This is a genomic window from Asticcacaulis sp. MM231, assembly GCF_964186625.1.
GTDB lineage: Bacteria > Pseudomonadota > Alphaproteobacteria > Caulobacterales > Caulobacteraceae > Asticcacaulis.
Map to the genome: position 1 here is coordinate 249629 of NZ_OZ075108.1, position 16956 is coordinate 266584.

Below are 16956 nucleotides of genomic sequence, written 5' to 3' on the forward strand. Positions count from 1 at the left end.
ACCATTGTTAACAGTCATGAGAAGGGGGAAGGTCACGGAAAGTGTGCACAATCTGCGCCGGCGGTTCGTGTGGGCGGTGAAAACAGTCCCATAAAAACAACAGCTTGCCGATTTATTTGTCAGACAATAAAGAAAAGTGACCTTACGTCCGAGTTCGACCTTTATAACCCATTGATCTTGTTATATGAGTTGGGCTCACAACGAAAATAATAATAATACAATTGCCAAACGTTTAGAGTTTCATATGCCCACCGAAAAACAGACCTTCAGCGACGACGAAGCCCTCCACCTGCACCAGTATCCGCAGCCGGGCAAGATCGCGCTTCTGCCCACCAAGCCGATGGCAACGCAGCGCGATCTGGCGCTGGCCTATTCGCCGGGCGTGGCGGTGCCGTGTCTGCGCATCGCTGAAAACCCCGATGCGGCCTACGACTATACGGCCAAGGGCAATATGGTGGCGGTGATCTCGAACGGCACGGCGGTTTTGGGGCTTGGCAATCTCGGCGCCCTGGCCTCGAAGCCGGTCATGGAAGGCAAGGCAGTTCTCTTCAAGCGCTTTGGCGACATCGATTCGTTCGACATCGAGGTGAATACGCAAGACCCCGACGAATTCATCACGGTGGTGAAGAACATCACGGCGAGCTTCGGCGGTATCAATCTCGAAGACATTAAGAGCCCTGAGTGCTTCATCATCGAAAGCGCTCTGCAGGATCTAGCCGATATCCCCGTCTTCCACGATGACCAGCATGGCACGGCCATCATCGCCGCCGCCGGCCTGATCAACGCGCTGGAAATCACCGGCAAGAAGATGGAAGACGTCAAGGTCGTGCTTTGCGGCGCGGGCGCTGCAGGCCTGTCGTCGCTGTCGCTGATCAAGGCCCTGGGCGTCAAGCATGAGAACACCACGGTCGTCGACATCCACGGCGTCGTCTATAAGGGCCGCACGGTCGATATGGACCAGTGGAAATCGGTCCACGCCACCGAAACCAAGAAGCGCACCCTGGCGGAAGCCATGGTCGGCGCTGATATCTTCCTGGGTCTCTCCGCCAAAGGCGTGCTGACGTCGGATATGGTGGCCACCATGGCCGCCAACCCGATCATCTTCGCTATGGCCAACCCCGATCCGGAAATCACACCGGAAGACGTCGCCAAGGTGCGCGCTGACGCTATTGTCGCCACCGGCCGTTCGGACTATCCGAACCAGGTCAACAACGTGCTGGGGTTCCCCTACATTTTCCGCGGCGCGCTCGATGTCCGCGCCCGCCGCGTCAACCACGAAATGAAGCTGGCCGCCGCCAAGGCGCTGGCCATGCTGGCGCGCGAGGACGTGCCCGATGAGGTGGCCGCCGCCTACCAGGGCCGTCACCTGAAATTCGGCCGCGACTACATCATCCCGTCGCCATTCGATCCGCGCCTGATCTGGTATGTGCCGCCCTTCGTGGCGCAGGCCGCTATGGAAACCGGTGTGGCGCGCAAGCCGATCACCGACATGGACGCCTATCGCAAGTCGCTCGAACAACGTCTCGATCCCTCGGCCGGCTTCCTACAAACCATCACCTCGTCGGTGCGTTCGCGTCCCAGCCGCCGTATTGTCTTCGCCGAGGGCGAGGATATTTCGGTCATTCGCGCCGCCCACGCCTTCAAGCTGCAGGGCCTTGGCACACCGATCCTGTGTGGCCGCGAAAACCTGGTCGAGGCCAATATGCGCGCCGCCGGTATCGATCCGGCCGAGGAAGGCATCGAGATCGTCAATGCCCGCCTGAGCCATCGCAATGCCGCCTATTCGCAGCTTCTCTATTCGCGTCTGCAGCGTCAGGGCTTCCTGAAGCGCGACGTCGATCGCCTGATCAATCTCGACCGCAACTCCTTTGCCGCCGCCATGGTAATTTCCGGTCACGCCGATGGCATGGTCACCGGCGTGACGCGTTCGTTCGACAAGTCGCTTGATGATGTGCTGCGTGTGGTCGATCCGGCGCCGGGCGGCCGCATCATGGGCCTGTCGATCGTGCTGGCCAAGGGCCGGACAATTTTCGTGGCCGATACCACCGTTGCCGAGTTGCCCACGCCGGAAGAACTGGGCGATATCGCCATCGAAGCCGCCATGGCGGTGCGCAGCATGGGCCACACTCCGCGCGTCGCCTTCATGAGCTATTCGACCTTCGGCAATCCGTCGGGCGAACGTTCGGACCGCGTCAAGGAAGCGGTGCGTCTGCTCGAAGAGCGCGGTGTCGACTTTGAATTTGAAGGCGAAATGGCGCCTGACGTGGCGCTCGATTCTGCCACCTGGGCCAACTATCCCTTCCAGCGCCTCACCGCACCGGCCAATGTGCTGATCATGCCGGCCATTCACTCGGCCTCGATCTCGACCAAGATGATCGAAGCGCTGGGCGGTGCCACGGTGGTCGGTCCGTTGCTGTTGGGGCTCTCCAAGCCGGTGCAGATTTGCCAGTTGTCGGATTCGGTGTCGAAGATCCTGACCATGGCGACCTTCGCGGCCTATGATATCCGGGCATCGGCGAAGATCTGACGCTGTTGCGTTTTGGGGTGAAGGGGTCCGCGACCCCTCGCCTTACCTTGAAAAAAAAGGGCCGCCCCTGAAATGGGGCAGCCCTTTTTCTTTATGAGATCAAGCAGAAGGGGCCACAGGCCCCTTCACCCCATTACTCGACAGCGTCGTCCTTGAATTTCTGCACACGGACCAGCCACAGGCAAAGCACTATGGCGACCAGACCGATGGCGGCCGTGTAACTGAAGAAGACGACATAGCCCGTGCCGAGCGCCTCGCGGCTGACCTTGAGAATAGCCGCTGGTTTTTCATAGGATATGGCCGGTAAATTACCGAACCATCCCTTGAAAATAGAGGACCAGCCGCCGCTATCGGCGCTTTTCGCAGTTGTCTCGATCAAACGGCCGGATTGTGACGCCAGAAGCTTGCCGGGCAGGGCGTAAAGCGAGGTGAACAGCGCGTACTGCTGCGCCGCATAGCCCTTTGAAATCAGCGATGACATATAGGCGATCAGGACGGTGCCGGCCACGCCCGCGGATATGTTATCCGCGGCAAGTGCTATTGAAAATGCAGTCAGGCTGTTGCCCTGCGTCGCCAGCCAGGCATAGGCGAGGTTGGAAAAGCCGCAGACGATCGCGCCGAAAACCAGGCTCTTCTTCATGCCGAACCGGGTCATGACAAAGCCGCCCATCCCCACGCCCAGCATGGTCATGACCACGCCGAAGATCTTGCGCACCTCGGCGATGGCCAGCTTGTCAAAACCGAGATCAAGATAAAAGGCGCCGTTAACGTTCAGCACGAAGTCCGAAATCCGGTAGAGGCATATCGTGGCCAAAATCAACCAGGCGAGATTATCGTAACGCTGGAAAAAGGCGACGATCGGCACCACAAAGGTCTGGCGCAGATAGGCGCCGGGACGCGTTACCAGATTGCGGATCGGCAGGCAGCTCAGGATCAGCAGGCCCAGCCCGACCGGAAGGACCGACAGGAATTGCAGCAGAATGCCGTAGCTCTTGCTGGTCCATAGCGCCTTCACCGCCTCAAAGGCTGCATCGGTCGGGAACAGGAATTTGAACAGATCGATATTGGCGGTCAGGCCCGCGCCCATCAGGCAGATGGCGAAGAACATCAGAACAAGCCGGCCCAGCCACTCCACCAGTTCCAGCGCGGGCTTGGCCGGCGCATCACCATAATCTATGGGGCGCACATTGTGCACAGCCTCTTTCGGCACCAGCAACACACCGATTATGCCGAGGCCCATAAGGGCCGCCATCAAGGCGTAGGCAAATCCCCAGCCCAGCGTATCAGCCAGGGCCAGCGGCACGATGCCGGAAACGAAAGGCGCAATGCGGGCGCCCCAGGCCGCGGCGGTGGCCATGACGGCCTGATGCTGGGTGGAGTCACCGGCCGTTTCGATCCGCCAGGCGTCAATGACGATATCCTGCGTCGCACCGGCAAACCCGATGATCACCGCCACGAGCGCCATCCAGCCGAGATGAGCCTGCGGATTGAGGCCGGAGATCGTGAATAGCCCCGCCATAATGACGATCTGGCTCAGCAGAATCCAGCTTCGGCGGTGCCCAAGCATTTTGGTGAGCGCTGGCAGGCCGACACGATCAAGCACCGGCGCCCAGACGAATTTCAAGCTGTAGACGAAGGTGACCAGTGAGAAATAGCCGATGGTGGTGAGCGACAGATTGACGTCACGCAGCCAGACCTGAAGCGTATCGAAGATCAGCGACAGCGGCAGGCCGGAGGAGAATCCGAGGAGGATCATCACCAGGGCGGGCCGTGACAGAAAAGGCTTGAGGCTCTGCTTAAGCGATTTCTTTTCAGGCGCAGCGGGCGCGGGTGATGTGGTCATAGGCGGCCTCCGGACAATCGGGACAGCCTAAAGCAGTTTGCCGAACTGTGAAGGGGGTTTAAGCGCTTTCCGAAAAGTGTGACGCTCTTTTCGGATCAAAAAGTGCGTAAAAGCAAAACATTAGAGCTTATCCCGATCCGTGTGATCCGATCGGAATAAGCTCTAAGCGCTTTTGGCTTGCCGCTGTTCACCGGTCCAGGTTTGCAGGCGGTTTTTCAGCGCCACTAGCTCGATCGGTTTGGTCAGGAAGTCGTTCATACCTGCGTTCAAACTGGCGCGGCGGTCTTCTTCGTATGCGTTGGCGGTCAGGGCGATGACCGGTGTGCGGATGCCCATGCTGCGGATTTCACGCACGGCGCCGAGGCCATCAATACCGGGCAAGCCCAGGTCCATGAAGATGATATCGAACTGGCGGACTTTCAGGATATCCAGCGCTTCCTCGCCTGATGCGGCGCGCTCGACGCGGCAGCCTTCGCGCTGGAGCAGAATCTGCGCCAGCAGGGCATTGACCGGATTATCCTCGACCAGCAGAACCGCCTTATCGGGCGCGCATTCCGAGGCGATGCGCTCATCGTCACTATGGGGGCTGGCCGGCTTGGTGTCGGCCTGATCGTGCAGGGCTTCGACACGTTCCAGTACAGATGAGCGGCGCAAGGGCTTGATCAGATAGCCGGCCCAGCCTTTTTCGCGCCAGGCGGCGATTTCATCGCGCTGTTCCGGCGCGAGCAGGATCAGGCTCTTGGGTGAAGGTGCCGCGACCGGGCCCTCAATGAACATGGCGCGATCAGCCAGGATAATGCCTTGCGCATCAAGGCACTCATCAAGACGGGCGGCGGGGCGCAGTCGGCAATCCCCGGCCGCCAGATGGCAGGTGGCGCCTTCGATCAGGACGCTATTGTCGCTGACGAAATTGACGGCATGGGGATAAAGCTCATGAACGGGCTGATGACGCAGGCCATAAGGGGCACGAAATTCGACGGTGAACAGTGAGCCCTTGCCGACCTCGCTATCGAGCGTCAGCGTGCCTTGCATAACCTCAACGAGCTTCTTGACGACGACGAGGCCAAGGCCGGCGCCGCCATAGCGGGTGGCATGGCTGGCTTCGACCTGACCATATTCCTCGAAAATGCGCACCCGCGCTTCTTCGGGGATGCCGGGGCCAGTATCGCGGACGCTGAAACGGATCAGGCCAGAGTCGCTCAAGCCGACATGGATAAGAACGCCGCCTTTTGTAGTGAATTTGATAGCGTTGCCAGCGAGATTGAACAGGATCTGGCGCAGGCGGCCTTCGTCGGCATGGATGTAATCAAGGCGGGGATCGAGCGACCACACCACCTCGATGCCATTGCCGTGGGCGCGCGGCGATAAAAGCTCGGCGACGCCTTGCAACAGGGGTTCAAGATGGACCTCGCTGGTTTCCAGTTCAATGCGGCCGGCATCGATGCGGGCATAATCAAGCAGATCATTGACGAGGGTCAACAGATGGTCGCCGGATTCGCGGGCCGTCTGGATGTAGGAGGCCTGATCAGGGCTCAAAGGTGTGCGGGTCAGCAGCGACAACATGCCCATCACGCCATTGAGCGGCGTGCGGATTTCATGGCTCATCAGGCGGAAAAAATCTTCGCGCGCCTTCAGGCGCTCCTCGGGTGTTAGCCGATCGTCTGACTCATGGCCGGTCAAGGAAATATGCATTCGGATTTTTCCGCAGTTATCTTCTGATGCGGTGAGCTTAAGGTGAAAAGGTTAAATTCACTCAAAGATCACGCAGAGATAGCGTTTAATCAGCCGATGACGGAGCGAAAGATGCGGTATGTGCTTGCATGCGCTTCTCCACCTGTTCATCGGCGGAGACGGTGCGGCGATAGATCAGCGCCTCGGCGACATGACGGCGTAAGGTGGGTCCGGACTGCTCCAGATCGGCGATGGTGCGCGCCAGGCGCAGGGTGCGCGTCCAGCCGCGCGCGCTCAAGCCTGTCTGTTGCGCTGCCTGGGTCAGCAGGGCCTTGGCCTTGTCATCCAGCGCGCAGATCTGTTCCAGACCGGAACCATAGGCGGTCGCGTTGAGGCCATTGTCGTGCGCCAGTTCCAGCCGCTTGGCGCGTTCGATCTGGAGATCACGCGCAGCCAGCACCCGCGCTGCCACCTCTTTTGAGCCTTCGGCGGGCGCCGGCAGGGACATGTCCATGGCCGTCACCGGCGGCACGTCGATTTGCAGGTCGATCCGATCCATCAGCGGGCCCGAAACCCGTCCCTGGTAGTCCTTCAGGCAGCACGGCGCCTTGCCACATGCGCCCTTGCCAACGCCGCCATAGCCACAGCGGCAGGGATTCATGGCGGCGACCAGTTGCACGCGTGCCGGATATTTGACGTGGTGATTGGCACGGGCCACGATGATGTCATTGGTTTCGAGTGGCTGACGCAGCGAATCCAGCGCCTGCGGTGAAAATTCCGGCAGTTCATCTAAAAACAGCACGCCATTATGCGCCAGTGACACCTCACCCGGCTTGGCGCGCATACCGCCGCCGGTCAGGGCCGCCATCGAGGCCGAGTGGTGTGGTGCTCTGAAAGGCCGTTCGCGCGTCAGTTCACCCTTGGCGATCAGACCGGCCATCGACCATACCTGCGAGGTTTCCAACAGTTCGCGCGAAGTCAGCGGCGGCAATATGCCCGGCAGGCGCTGCGCCAGCATCGACTTGCCCGAACCCGGCGGGCCAACGAACAGCAGGTTATGGCGGCCGGCGGAATTTCCAGGGCGCGTTTTGGCACTTCCTGTCCCTTGACCTCATTGAGATCGAGCGGTTTGGTTGAGGCCTTCATCTCGCCGGCGACGGGCGGTGACAGCACGCTGTGGCCCTTGAAATGGTTGATCAAAGCGATCAGCGAGGCCGGCGCCAGAATATTGACATCGCCGGCCCAGGCCGCTTCGGCACCGTTATCTGCGGGGCAGATCAGCCCCATGCCGTAGCTCGAAGCTGCGATGGCGGCGGGCAGGGCGCCACTGATCGGGGCGATGCGGCCATCGAGCCGCAATTCACCGACACAGACATAGCCTGACAAGGCGTCTTCGGGGATAACACCCATGGCGGTCATGACCGCCAATGCGATCGGCAGGTCGAAATGCGGCCTTCCTTGGGCAGGTCGGCGGGGGAAAGCGCGGCCACGATGCGTTTGCCGGGCAGGCTCAGGCCCATGCCAGCGAAGGCGCCACGCACCCGTTCGCGGCTTTCCGCCACGGCCTTGTCCCCCAGACCGACGAGTTGGAAGCCTACTTGGCCATTGGTGAAAACAACCTCGGCCTCGACGCGCCGCGCTTCGGCCCCTTCAAAGGCAATGGTGGTGATCCGTGCCGGCATATGCCCCGCCCTCATTCGTAAATATTGTGTCACGCGCAAGCTGGTACTGGAATACTGAATCTATCCACAGCTTACGGCGTTAATAAATACAAATCAAGAACAAAAATAGAACAAAGAGGAAATATCTCCCGCTTCTATGTAAGAAGCCGGATCAAGTCGCGGTATGTTCACTGTTTTTGGACGAAAACCGGCCTCGTTATCAGGCGCGGCTTTGCAGCGTCTCGGCTATCCGATCCCACAAAATCTCACCGGCATCAACCCCCTCGAAGGCCTTTAACTGCACGGCGCCGGTGGGCGAGGTGACGTTGATTTCGGTCAGATAATCACCGATCACGTCAATACCCACAAACATAAGACCTTTTTCCTTGAGCACCGGCTTGAGGATCTCGCAGATCTCGCGATCACGTTTTGTGAGCACCAGCGGTTCGGCAGTGCCGCCGACGCGCAGGTTGGAACGTACGGCGCCATCTTCCGGCACGCGGTTGATGCCGCCTATGATCTCGCCATCGATCAGGATGATGCGCTTGTCGCCGGCGCTGACCGCGGGGATGAACTTTTGCAGGACGAGCGGCTCGCGGCTTATGCCGCCGAAAATCTCGATCAGGGCGTCAAGATTGCGGTCACCGGCCTTGAGCTTGATGATGCCGTTGCCGGCGGCGCCATGCAGGGGCTTGAGGATGCAGTCGCCATGACGGGCGAAGAAATCATTTAGCGCCACTGGATCGGAGGAGATGAGGGTTGGTGGTTGCAGGCCGGGAAAACGCGTCGCCAGCAGCTTCTCCGGCGCATCGCGCACGCTGGTCGGGTTATTGACCACCAGCGTTTTCGGGTGGACGGTCTCCAGCAAATAGGTAGCGGTGATGTAGGCGATATCGAAAGGCGGGTCCTGGCGCATCAGGATGACGTCGAGATCGTTGCCTAAGTCAAGCTTTTCAAAGTCGCCCAAGGTAACGTGATCGCCCTTGACCTCGCGCAAAGTGACCTTGCGGGCGCGGGCGAAGGGTTTGCCGTCCTCGTAGCTCAAATGTTCGGGTTGATAGACCCAGAGCGTGTGACCGCGACGCTGGGCGGCCATCATCAGCAGGAAGGTGGTGTCGCCACCGATATTGATATTCTCGATGGGGTCCATCTGGACGGCGACGCGCAGGCTCATGGGGTGTTCCTTTATGCTGTCCGTCATATGAGACGCGAACGCGCGGATGGCAAGTTCAGAAGCGTTCGATTTTCTCAAAAGCATTGATCTGGTGGCGCGGCCATTGTCCGGGCGCGAGTGTGTAGAGATCGATGACGAGATCGAGCTTGCGCAGGCGCGGCTTCTTTTCCTGCAGCGCCAGTCCGGCCTGCCACAGGCGTTCCTGCTGGATGGCGGACACGGTCTCGATCGCCTCTTCGTGACTGCGGCGCTGCTTGACCTCGACCATGGCCAGTCGCGTGCCCTTCTGCGCCAGAATATCGATCTCGCCCTGCGGCATTTTCAAGCGAAAACCGAGGATACGGTAGCCTTTCAGCATCAGGTGCACGAGCGCGATATATTCGGCCAGGTGACCGCGTTTATGCGCCTGCGCCCCCCGAAGCGCCCTATCCACGATCTTTGCTCTTCATCTCCAGCGCCATCTGGTAGATCATTTTGCGCGGCAGGCCGAACATGGCCGAAAGCTGGCGGGCGGCATCGGCCGGCGCATATTGCTCCAAAGCCAGTTTCAACGCTTCTTCGAGATTGTCGGCGGAAGGGACAGCCTCCGTCGGCGGGGCGATGACCAGCACGATCTCGCCTTTGGGCTCGGCCAGCGCCGGATCGGCGACCAGTTCGGAAAGCGTGCCGCGGTGGGCGGTCTCGTAAAGCTTGGTCAGTTCGCGGCAGACGCAGGCCTCGCGGTCGCCGAGCACGCTCAGGATATCGCTCAGGGACTCATGCAGGCGCGGACCGGTCTCGAACATGACGAGCGTTGCCGGATTGGTGGTGAAGGCGCTTAAGAAGGTTTTTCGCGCCGCCGACTTGTTGGGCAGGAAACCCGCGAAGAGAAAACGGTCGGTCGGCAGGCCGGACAGACAAAGTGCCGCCAGCACCGCCGAAGCGCCTGGGATCGGGTGGACCTTGGCGCCGGCCTTCTGCGCTTCGCTAACCAGCTGGAAGCCGGGATCATTGATCAGGGGGGTGCCGGCGTCGGAGACCTGGGCGATGATCTGGCCATCGGCGAGGCGTTGCAGGATTTCGGGCAGGATCTTGTCGCCGGCATGATCGTCATAGCGCAGCAGCTTTTTCTTGAGGTCGTAGGCGGCCAGCAGCTTGCCGGCGACACGCGTATCCTCGGCCAGCACCACATCGGCGGCGCGCAGCACATCGAGCGCACGCAGGGTGATATCGCGTAGATTGCCGATCGGCGTCGCGACGATATAGAGGCCGGGGCTGACAGGACGCGGCGGGGGAGCGGTGAAAGATTCCATGGTTCAGCTTAGCAGTTCAAACAACAGCCGGTCCAGCACAACCCGGCCCTTGGGCGTAGCGCGCAGGCGATCCGGTGTCAGGTCCATAAAGCCCTGCGCGATCAGGGGGGCGGCTTTATCAATGATAGGCAGGGTCGGCAGGCGGTTGAGCGCCACACCTTCTGCCAGACGCAGGCCCAGCATCAGGGCTTCTTCTTCGGCTTCCAGAGGGCTTAAGACTTCGGATTCGATCGGGTTTTTGGCGGCGGTGTAGTCTTTCAGGTCGCGGTTGGCGATGGTGGCGTGGCGCACGCCGTCGCGCGTCAAGCGCCCATGCGCGGCATTCTCGTTTTGTCGCGTCTGTCCGCTTGCCACGTTAAAACGTGTCAAGCGTCCATGCGCTCCGGGGCCGATGCCCATATAGTCGATGCCTTCCCAGATCAGGACATTGTGCGCCGAGCGGGCGGCGAGTCCGCGCGCGTGATTGGAGACCTCGTAGGCTTCAAAGCCGAGCGATTCCAGCGTGTCGAGTGTTCGGAAATAGAAGCTCTCGGCCAGCTCTTCTTCCGGCGGCGACCATAGTTTGCGTTTGACGGCGCGGCCAAACGGCGTGGTCTGCTCGATGGTGAGCTGATAGGGCGAGATATGCTCGATGCCGAGGGCCGCGGCGGCGAGCAGTTCGCTTTCCCAGGCGTCTAACGTCTGATCGGGCAGGGCGTAGATAAGGTCGAGCGAGACGCGGCCGAAGACCTTCTGCGCCGTTTCGATGCCGCGAATGGCCTCAGCGGCGGAATGGTTGCGGCCTAAGAATTTCAGGGCCGCGTCATCGAGCGATTGCACTCCCAGCGACAGGCGGTTGATACCGGCGGCGCGGAAGCCTTCATAGCGCGAAATCTCGGCGTCGGTCGGGTTGGCTTCGAGTGTGATTTCAATATCGTCCGTGTACGGAAAAAGATGTTTCGCCTGTACAATGAGTTCGGATACCCATGCCGGCGGCAGAAGCGAAGGGGTGCCGCCGCCGAAAAAGACGCTGGCCAGTTGGCGCGGGCCAAGGCCTTCGGCCTGTATCTGCATGTCACGCAGGATGGCCTCGAACAGGGCACGTTGCGAGGCCTGTCCACGGTCGCGCGTGACGTTGAAATCGCAATAGGGGCAGATGCGCGAACAATAGGGCCAGTGGATATAGAGGGCAAGCGGGGTCATACCCTTCTCCCTGCTTGCGAGGAGAAGGTGGCCCGCAGGGCCGGATGAGGGGCGCCTTGGGCGCCGGATAGATAGCCCCTCACCCGCCGCTTCGCAGCACCCTCTCCCCGTAAACGGGGCGAGGGGAAAGGCTTTTCTCCGCTGGTCAAAACAGCGCCGCCCGCAGTTGTTCGAAGGCGAGATGGCGGTGGCTGATGCGGTCTTTCGCGTCCGGATCCATTTCGGCGAAGGTGATGTCATAGCCGTTGGGCTGGAAGATCGGATCGTAGCCGAAGCCCTTGTCACCGCGCCTAGGGAAAACGATGCGGCCATCGACGCGGCCCTCGAACACCACCGCATGACCTTCCGGCCAGGCCACCGATAGGGCGCAGGTGAACCAGGCGTTGAGGCTCGTTTTACCCTCTGTTTCGCGGGCAATGCGCATCTTGTGCTCGATCACCTCCATGGCGCGGTCGAAATCCTTGTTCGGACCAGCCCAGCGCGCGCTGTAGATGCCGGGATCGCCATCGAGCGCCTCAATGCTCAGGCCGGAATCATCGGCCAGCGCCACGATGCCGGCGCTCATGGCGGCATGACGCGCTTTCAGGATGGCGTTGCCGATAAAGCTGACCTCGGTTTCGGGCGGCTCGGCCAGACCAAGCGAGCCGGCGGTGATCACTTCGTAGCGGCCCTCCAGCATGGCGGAAATCTCGACCGCCTTGCCGGGATTGTGCGTGGCGGCGATCAGTCGGGCGCCGGGGATCAGTTGCAGGCTCATGGATATCTCTCTCGTTGTGAGCGCCTTGTAGCCGATCCTGATCACCTTACAAATAGGTCACTTGTGTTTCAGGTGATTGTTGTGACAGGATATTTGGGTAAGTTTAGGAAGATCTCTATGCGCCTGCTTGGTCCGCGCTCCATATCCAGCCTGCTCAAAACGGCGATCGATGTCGTCTATTATGGCCTCTATAGCCTGATCTTCGTGGTGGTCGTGGCGGCGGTGTGTCTGTTGTCGGTCCCAAACCTGGCATCGGAATCGGTGCGGCGCTTCCATATCGCCGGCGATCTGTCGGCCGGGTCTCTGACCGTCATGTTCGTGGCGTTTGGTTTGTCGCTGGCGGGCTACCTCGTCATCATGCACTGGACGCGCAAGATCTTCCAGACCCTGGCGGAAGGCGATGTTTTCCATCCCGACAACACCATTCGCCTGCGCTGGATTGGCTTCGGGCTGGGGGCGATGGAGATTTTCAGCTATGCGGTGCGGGCCGGCGCTTCGGGCATCCTGCATGTCCATTTCGAGCCGATCTATGGCTTGCGCGCCGTGACAACCTGGTTCGCCGTGCTGGTGGTGTTCGTGCTGGCCGAGGTCTTCAAGGAAGGCGCACGTCTGCGGCAGGAAGTGGACCACACGATATGATTAAGTTGAAGCTGGCTGAAGTGCTGGCGCGCAAACGTTTGTCGATTGTAGAACTGTCGGATCGGACGGGGATTACCGTGCGCGATCTTGAAGTGCTGCGCGATCAAAAGGCGCTGGCCTTGCGCTTGAAGACGATTGATTGCCTGTGCCGTTCGCTTGGCTGCCAGCCGGGTGAACTGATCGAATATATGATGGACGAGAGTTAGACAGTCAGAAGGTTTATCCACAGATTGCACAGATTATCACAGATTAAGTAAAGGGCTTTATGGCTCCATTTACGCCTTGATACAGGCAAGACGCACCGGTTTTAAGACAGGCCGCTGACACTCATCATCTGTGTTAATCTGTGCAATCTGTGGATAGCCCTTAAGAATAGTCTGCCCTACATGGCCAAGGTTACTCTGCCGCCAAAGCCGCATTCTGAAGGTCGAACAGTTCTTTCGCACCCTTGATGCCGAGATCGTAGAGGCTGTTGAATTCAGTCCGCGAGAAGCCGCGCTTTTCGCCGGTGGCCTGGATCTCGACCGCGTCCAGATTGCCGGTGATGACGAAGTTGGCGTCGGTCTCGGCGTTTGAGTCTTCGTCATAATCGAGATCGAGCACCGGTGTGCCCTCGAAAATGCCGCAGGAAATGGCAGCGACCTGATCGATGATCGGCGACTTTTCAATGATCTTGTCGGCCACCAGCTTATTGCAGGCCATGGAAAGCGCTACCCAGGCGCCGGTGATCGAGGCGGTGCGGGTGCCGCCATCAGCCTGCAGCACGTCGCAATCAAGGGTGATCTGGCGTTCGCCCAGCGCCTTGAGGTCGATAATGGCGCGCATCGAGCGGCCGATCAGGCGCTGGATTTCCTGCGTGCGGCCGGATTGCTTGCCGCTAGCGGCTTCACGGCGCGAACGGGTGTGGGTGGAGCGCGGCAACATGCCGTATTCGGCCGTCACCCAGCCCTGGCCCTTGCCCTTGAGGAAGCCCGGCACGCCCTGTTCGAGCGAAGCGGTGACCAGCACCTTGGTGTGACCGAAGGTGACGAGGCACGAGCCCTCGGCATAGCGCGTTACGCCGGTTTCCAGCGTCACGACACGCATCTGGTCGGGCTGGCGGTTGGACGGACGGATGGTTTTCAGTGCCGACAAGGCATCGAAGTGGGACATGGTGGGGCCTCTTGAAAATGTGCCCCTGCCCTAACAGGTCGCGCCCGCGAGTGAAACCAAAAAAACTGACCTAACCGGGAAGGCGGCCCTGTTCCTGCTCCAGCGGCGTGCGGGTGTTGTAAACCGGCGCCTGTGTCTTGCATTTTTTATCTGCGCAGACAAAGCCGCGATGCTCATCGTCATGCTGCTTCGTATCGGCGATGCGCGTGGCGGGACGGATCAGGCCGGGCGTCGGATCGATGGCGGTCGTTTGACTGACATCCTGAAGCGGGGCGTAAGTCTCAGGATCGCGCGGTTTGTCCGGGGTTTGCAGCGCTTCGGCGACAGCCGGTGCGGCGGGCGCCCTATAGGTGTAGTCCTTGGCGCCGGCGGCGGTAGCCATTCCGGCCAGAATCAGAACGGACGCAATGGATAGAGCACGCATGACAGCCTCCCGATAAGCGATGTCTGACAGATTTCGCTGACTTTGTGGCGCAATTGTGGCCCGGCTTTTACCCCTTGGCGCTCAGGCTAAAGCTTTGCTACACTGACGGATGATGAAACTGCCTCCCCACATGACTGGCCTGCTCAATTCCGGCGCTTCCTTGAGCGAAATGGATCAGCGCGCGCGCGACATTTTCCGCCATGTGGTCGAGACCTATCTGGAGACCGGTGAGCCGGTCGGTTCGCGCACGGTGTCGCGCAATGGCGTGCATCTGTCGCCGGCCTCGATCCGCAACACCATGCAGGATCTGGCGCACCTGGGCCTGCTGTCGGCGCCGCATACCTCGTCCGGCCGGATGCCGACCCATCAGGGGCTGCGCCTGTTTGTCGATGGACTGCTGGAGATCGGCGATATCGGCGAAGATGCCAAACGCGATATCGAGGCCCGCCTGACCGGCAAGGGGCAAACCTTCGATCAGGCGCTGCACGCTGCCTCGAACCTGCTCTCCGGTCTGGCCGGTGGCGCCGGCGTGGTGATGACGCCGTCGTTTGAGGCGGGGGTCAAGCACGTCGAGTTTATATCCTTGAGCGCCGAACAGGCCCTGACCGTGCTGGTGTTCGACGACGGCCGGGTGGAAAACCGCCTGATGCCGTTGGCGCCGGGCATGACGCCGTCGGTACTGAGTGAGGCGTCGAACTATCTCAACACCCACCTCAAGGGTCGTACGCTTTCCGAGGCGCGCCTGGAGCTGAAATCCGAACTGGACAGCGAACGGCGCAAGCTCGATGAGGCGGCGGCCACCCTGATCGAGAACGGCCTGGCCATGTGGTCCGGCGGCGACAAGGAGAAGCGCGCCCTGATCGTAAGGGGCCGCGCCAATCTGGTGGAGCAGACCCAGAGCCTTGAAGATCTGGAGCGTGTGCGTTCGCTGTTCGAGGATCTGGAGCAGAAGGAAGAGCTGATCGACCTGCTCGATGATGTGAAGGATGCCCAAGGGGTGCGAATTTTCATCGGATCGGAGTCGAAACTGTTTTCTTTGTCGGGCTCGGCTGTTATTGCAGCCCCCTATATGGTGTCCCCGCAAAAGGGCGCGGCGAAAGTCATGGGTGCGATCGGTGTGATCGGGCCCGCCCGGTTGAATTACGCCCGCATCATCCCACTTGTGGACTACACCGCCCGAATTCTGGGTCGCCTGCTTGAGTAGGGGTGGCCCGATATGTTTAAGAGGACGACGAGATGAGTGACGAGATCGAAAACGACGGTAACGAACTTGAGCAGGACGCGACCGAACTGCTCAATGCCGAGCTGGAAAAGCTGACGGCCGAAAACGCCGCGCTCAAGGAACAGGCGCTGCGCTACGCTGCGGACGCCGAAAACACCAAGCGCCGCGCCGAACGCGAAGGCAATGACGCCCGCGCCTTCGCCATCCAGAAATTCGCCCAGGGCCTGCTCGGCGTGGCCGACGTGCTGCAACGCGCCTTGTCGTCGGTGCCTGCCGATGTCAGCGATCCGGCCTTCAAGAACTTCATCGCCGGCATCGACATGACCGAGAAGGAACTGGCCGGTGCGTTCGAGAAGAACGGTGTCAAGAAGATCGCGCCGATGAAGGGCGACAAGTTCGACCCCCATATGCATCAGGCGGTGATGGAACAGCCCTCGACCGACGTCGAAGGCGGTTGCGTCATCATGGTCATGCAGGCCGGCTACGAGTTGTTCGGCCGCGTGATCCGTCCGGCCATGGTGGCGGTGGCCGCCAAGTCGGCTGCGCAACCCGCGCCGGTCAAGAACGGCTATGACAGTGATGGTGCCGACGCCGGTGACCGCGTCGACACGCAAGCCGAGTAGGATTCTTTCCTTTCAGATGAAGCCTCCGCAGTTCTGCTGCGGGGGCTTTTTTTCTGCGCGACTCAAAGGTAAACGGCTTTGTTCCGAATCCACGAACGACACGGAAACGAATCAGCGACGAATCACTGACATCGCCCGGTTTCCATTTTGTTCACGGCTATATGTTGTGGCTTGACAATGACTTAACCATAGACTTCCCTGAGTTTAGGGGGAGAAATGTTGCCAATCTATCTAAAGTTTAAATTTGGTTTGTTTCTCCGCGCCTTTGGATTTGCGTCGGCGCTTTTTTTATTCTTCTTCGCCTGGATATTATGGCAAATGTCCGGCGTGCGAATTGAAGGGTGGTCGCTCTCCTTTCCTCAGCTTCCATCTATAATTTTCGGCCATCGATTGGACTTGTCCAAGCCTGGTCTGATGTATCGAAGAGTTGAGTACGTCGGTCTTGCCTTCATGTTTATCGGTTTTGCAGTTTGGAATTTCACCCTTGTTTTTCGTTCCGATATCCGCTGGACGATTACTGAAGAGCAAATCGAACGTCGAATAGGTGCCAGGCGCGATGTCTGGCTTATGTCCAGCGTGGTGGCAACCCAACTATACTGCAAGGTACAGTACTTGTGGGCCGCCAAATTGCAACTAAAGAGTGGCAAATGGCTTCGCTTGCCATGGATCGAAACTCAATCAGAAGCCGAAGCGGTTATTGACACCATAAAATCTCTTATCGCACGCAGATAGTCATGACCGGCTATCACCTTGACGTCCGCTATAACCAAACTTAACACTGTTGACGTC

General features: G+C 59.9%; 15 protein-coding genes and 1 pseudogene. 6 read left to right on the forward strand and 10 right to left on the reverse strand.

Going from position 1 to position 16956, the window contains the following annotated elements:
- The first annotated feature begins 244 nt into the window (after nucleotides 1-244).
- Entirely contained in the window at nucleotides 245-2527 is a 2283-nt protein-coding gene (locus tag ABQ278_RS01185; protein WP_349320829.1) for an NADP-dependent malic enzyme, read from the forward strand.
- A gap of 133 nt (nucleotides 2528-2660) precedes the next feature.
- Here ABQ278_RS01185 and ABQ278_RS01190 read toward each other — a convergent pair whose 3' ends face one another.
- The 8 genes and pseudogenes from ABQ278_RS01190 to rdgB all read right to left on the reverse strand — a co-directional run bounded on the left by ABQ278_RS01190 (nucleotide 2661) and on the right by rdgB (nucleotide 12107).
- Entirely contained in the window at nucleotides 2661-4370 is a 1710-nt protein-coding gene (locus ABQ278_RS01190; protein WP_349320830.1) for an AmpG family muropeptide MFS transporter, read from the reverse strand.
- Nucleotides 4371-4532: 162 nt separating this feature from the next.
- A complete protein-coding gene (locus ABQ278_RS01195; protein ID WP_349320831.1) occupies nucleotides 4533-6062 on the reverse strand; it encodes a response regulator in 1530 nt (509 codons plus the stop codon).
- A gap of 85 nt (nucleotides 6063-6147) precedes the next feature.
- Nucleotides 6148-7723: pseudogene (locus ABQ278_RS01200) on the reverse strand (YifB family Mg chelatase-like AAA ATPase).
- Between the two features lie 199 nt (nucleotides 7724-7922).
- Nucleotides 7923-8876: a glutathione synthase gene (gene gshB / locus ABQ278_RS01205; protein WP_349320832.1), complete on the reverse strand. Its 954-nt coding sequence runs from the start codon at nucleotides 8874-8876 to the stop codon at nucleotides 7923-7925.
- A gap of 55 nt (nucleotides 8877-8931) precedes the next feature.
- Nucleotides 8932-9309, reverse strand: a complete 378-nt coding sequence (locus ABQ278_RS01210; RefSeq protein WP_349320833.1) for a YraN family protein — start codon at nucleotides 9307-9309, stop codon at nucleotides 8932-8934.
- Entirely contained in the window at nucleotides 9302-10168 is an 867-nt protein-coding gene (rsmI, locus tag ABQ278_RS01215; RefSeq protein WP_349320834.1) for a 16S rRNA (cytidine(1402)-2'-O)-methyltransferase, read from the reverse strand. Before rsmI ends, ABQ278_RS01210 begins: the two co-directional genes overlap by 8 nt.
- Before the next feature lie 3 nt (nucleotides 10169-10171).
- On the reverse strand, nucleotides 10172-11350 hold the full coding sequence (gene hemW / locus ABQ278_RS01220) for a radical SAM family heme chaperone HemW (RefSeq protein WP_349320835.1): 1179 nt from the start codon (nucleotides 11348-11350) through the stop codon (nucleotides 10172-10174).
- A gap of 145 nt (nucleotides 11351-11495) precedes the next feature.
- Nucleotides 11496-12107: an RdgB/HAM1 family non-canonical purine NTP pyrophosphatase gene (gene rdgB, locus ABQ278_RS01225; protein ID WP_349320836.1), complete on the reverse strand. Its 612-nt coding sequence runs from the start codon at nucleotides 12105-12107 to the stop codon at nucleotides 11496-11498.
- Nucleotides 12108-12224: 117 nt separating this feature from the next.
- Between rdgB and ABQ278_RS01230 the strand changes: the two genes are divergently transcribed.
- Both ABQ278_RS01230 and ABQ278_RS01235 read left to right on the forward strand, forming a co-directional pair.
- Nucleotides 12225-12746 carry a DUF2975 domain-containing protein gene (locus ABQ278_RS01230; protein WP_018082923.1) on the forward strand — a complete coding sequence of 174 codons (522 nt, stop codon included), beginning with the start codon at nucleotides 12225-12227 and terminating at the stop codon, nucleotides 12744-12746.
- The gene (locus ABQ278_RS01235; RefSeq protein WP_349320837.1) at nucleotides 12743-12952 is read left to right on the forward strand and encodes a helix-turn-helix domain-containing protein; all 210 of its coding nucleotides are present in this window, start codon (nucleotides 12743-12745) and stop codon (nucleotides 12950-12952) included. The genes ABQ278_RS01230 and ABQ278_RS01235 overlap by 4 nt, the downstream gene beginning before the upstream one ends.
- Nucleotides 12953-13142: 190 nt before the next feature.
- On the opposite strand, the gene rph is transcribed toward ABQ278_RS01235, so the two are convergent.
- Complete coding sequence (gene rph, locus ABQ278_RS01240) at nucleotides 13143-13898, reverse strand: ribonuclease PH (RefSeq protein WP_349320838.1); 756 nt, start codon at nucleotides 13896-13898, stop codon at nucleotides 13143-13145.
- A gap of 70 nt (nucleotides 13899-13968) precedes the next feature.
- Nucleotides 13969-14322, reverse strand: coding sequence for a hypothetical protein (locus tag ABQ278_RS01245; RefSeq protein WP_349320839.1), 354 nt, complete (start codon nucleotides 14320-14322; stop codon nucleotides 13969-13971).
- A 130-nt stretch (nucleotides 14323-14452) separates the two neighbouring features.
- Here ABQ278_RS01245 and hrcA point away from each other — a divergent pair, with 130 nt between their 5' ends.
- From hrcA to ABQ278_RS01260, 3 genes are all read left to right on the forward strand, one after another.
- Nucleotides 14453-15526 carry a heat-inducible transcriptional repressor HrcA gene (gene hrcA / locus ABQ278_RS01250; RefSeq protein WP_236621614.1) on the forward strand — a complete coding sequence of 358 codons (1074 nt, stop codon included), beginning with the start codon at nucleotides 14453-14455 and terminating at the stop codon, nucleotides 15524-15526.
- Between the two features lie 32 nt (nucleotides 15527-15558).
- Complete coding sequence (grpE, locus tag ABQ278_RS01255) at nucleotides 15559-16167, forward strand: nucleotide exchange factor GrpE (protein WP_018082917.1); 609 nt, start codon at nucleotides 15559-15561, stop codon at nucleotides 16165-16167.
- Nucleotides 16168-16383: 216 nt separating this feature from the next.
- The gene (locus ABQ278_RS01260; protein WP_349320840.1) at nucleotides 16384-16899 is read left to right on the forward strand and encodes a hypothetical protein; all 516 of its coding nucleotides are present in this window, start codon (nucleotides 16384-16386) and stop codon (nucleotides 16897-16899) included.
- Nucleotides 16900-16956: the final 57 nt, after the last annotated feature.

Excerpts from the sequence above, each read along its gene's own strand:
- ABQ278_RS01185 (WP_349320829.1), top strand. The coding sequence starts at position 245 with ATGCCCACCGAAAAACAGACCTTCAGCGACGACGAAGCCCTCCACCTG.
- ABQ278_RS01190 (WP_349320830.1), bottom strand. The coding sequence starts at position 4,370 with ATGACCACATCACCCGCGCCCGCTGCGCCTGAAAAGAAATCGCTTAAG.
- ABQ278_RS01195 (WP_349320831.1), bottom strand. The coding sequence starts at position 6,062 with ATGCATATTTCCTTGACCGGCCATGAGTCAGACGATCGGCTAACACCC.
- gshB (WP_349320832.1), bottom strand. The coding sequence starts at position 8,876 with ATGAGCCTGCGCGTCGCCGTCCAGATGGACCCCATCGAGAATATCAAT.
- rsmI (WP_349320834.1), bottom strand. The coding sequence starts at position 10,168 with ATGGAATCTTTCACCGCTCCCCCGCCGCGTCCTGTCAGCCCCGGCCTC.
- hemW (WP_349320835.1), bottom strand. The coding sequence starts at position 11,350 with ATGACCCCGCTTGCCCTCTATATCCACTGGCCCTATTGTTCGCGCATC.
- rdgB (WP_349320836.1), bottom strand. The coding sequence starts at position 12,107 with ATGAGCCTGCAACTGATCCCCGGCGCCCGACTGATCGCCGCCACGCAC.
- ABQ278_RS01230 (WP_018082923.1), top strand. The coding sequence starts at position 12,225 with ATGCGCCTGCTTGGTCCGCGCTCCATATCCAGCCTGCTCAAAACGGCG.
- ABQ278_RS01235 (WP_349320837.1), top strand. The coding sequence starts at position 12,743 with ATGATTAAGTTGAAGCTGGCTGAAGTGCTGGCGCGCAAACGTTTGTCG.
- rph (WP_349320838.1), bottom strand. The coding sequence starts at position 13,898 with ATGTCCCACTTCGATGCCTTGTCGGCACTGAAAACCATCCGTCCGTCC.
- ABQ278_RS01245 (WP_349320839.1), bottom strand. The coding sequence starts at position 14,322 with ATGCGTGCTCTATCCATTGCGTCCGTTCTGATTCTGGCCGGAATGGCT.
- hrcA (WP_236621614.1), top strand. The coding sequence starts at position 14,453 with ATGACTGGCCTGCTCAATTCCGGCGCTTCCTTGAGCGAAATGGATCAG.
- grpE (WP_018082917.1), top strand. The coding sequence starts at position 15,559 with ATGAGTGACGAGATCGAAAACGACGGTAACGAACTTGAGCAGGACGCG.
- ABQ278_RS01260 (WP_349320840.1), top strand. The coding sequence starts at position 16,384 with ATGTTGCCAATCTATCTAAAGTTTAAATTTGGTTTGTTTCTCCGCGCC.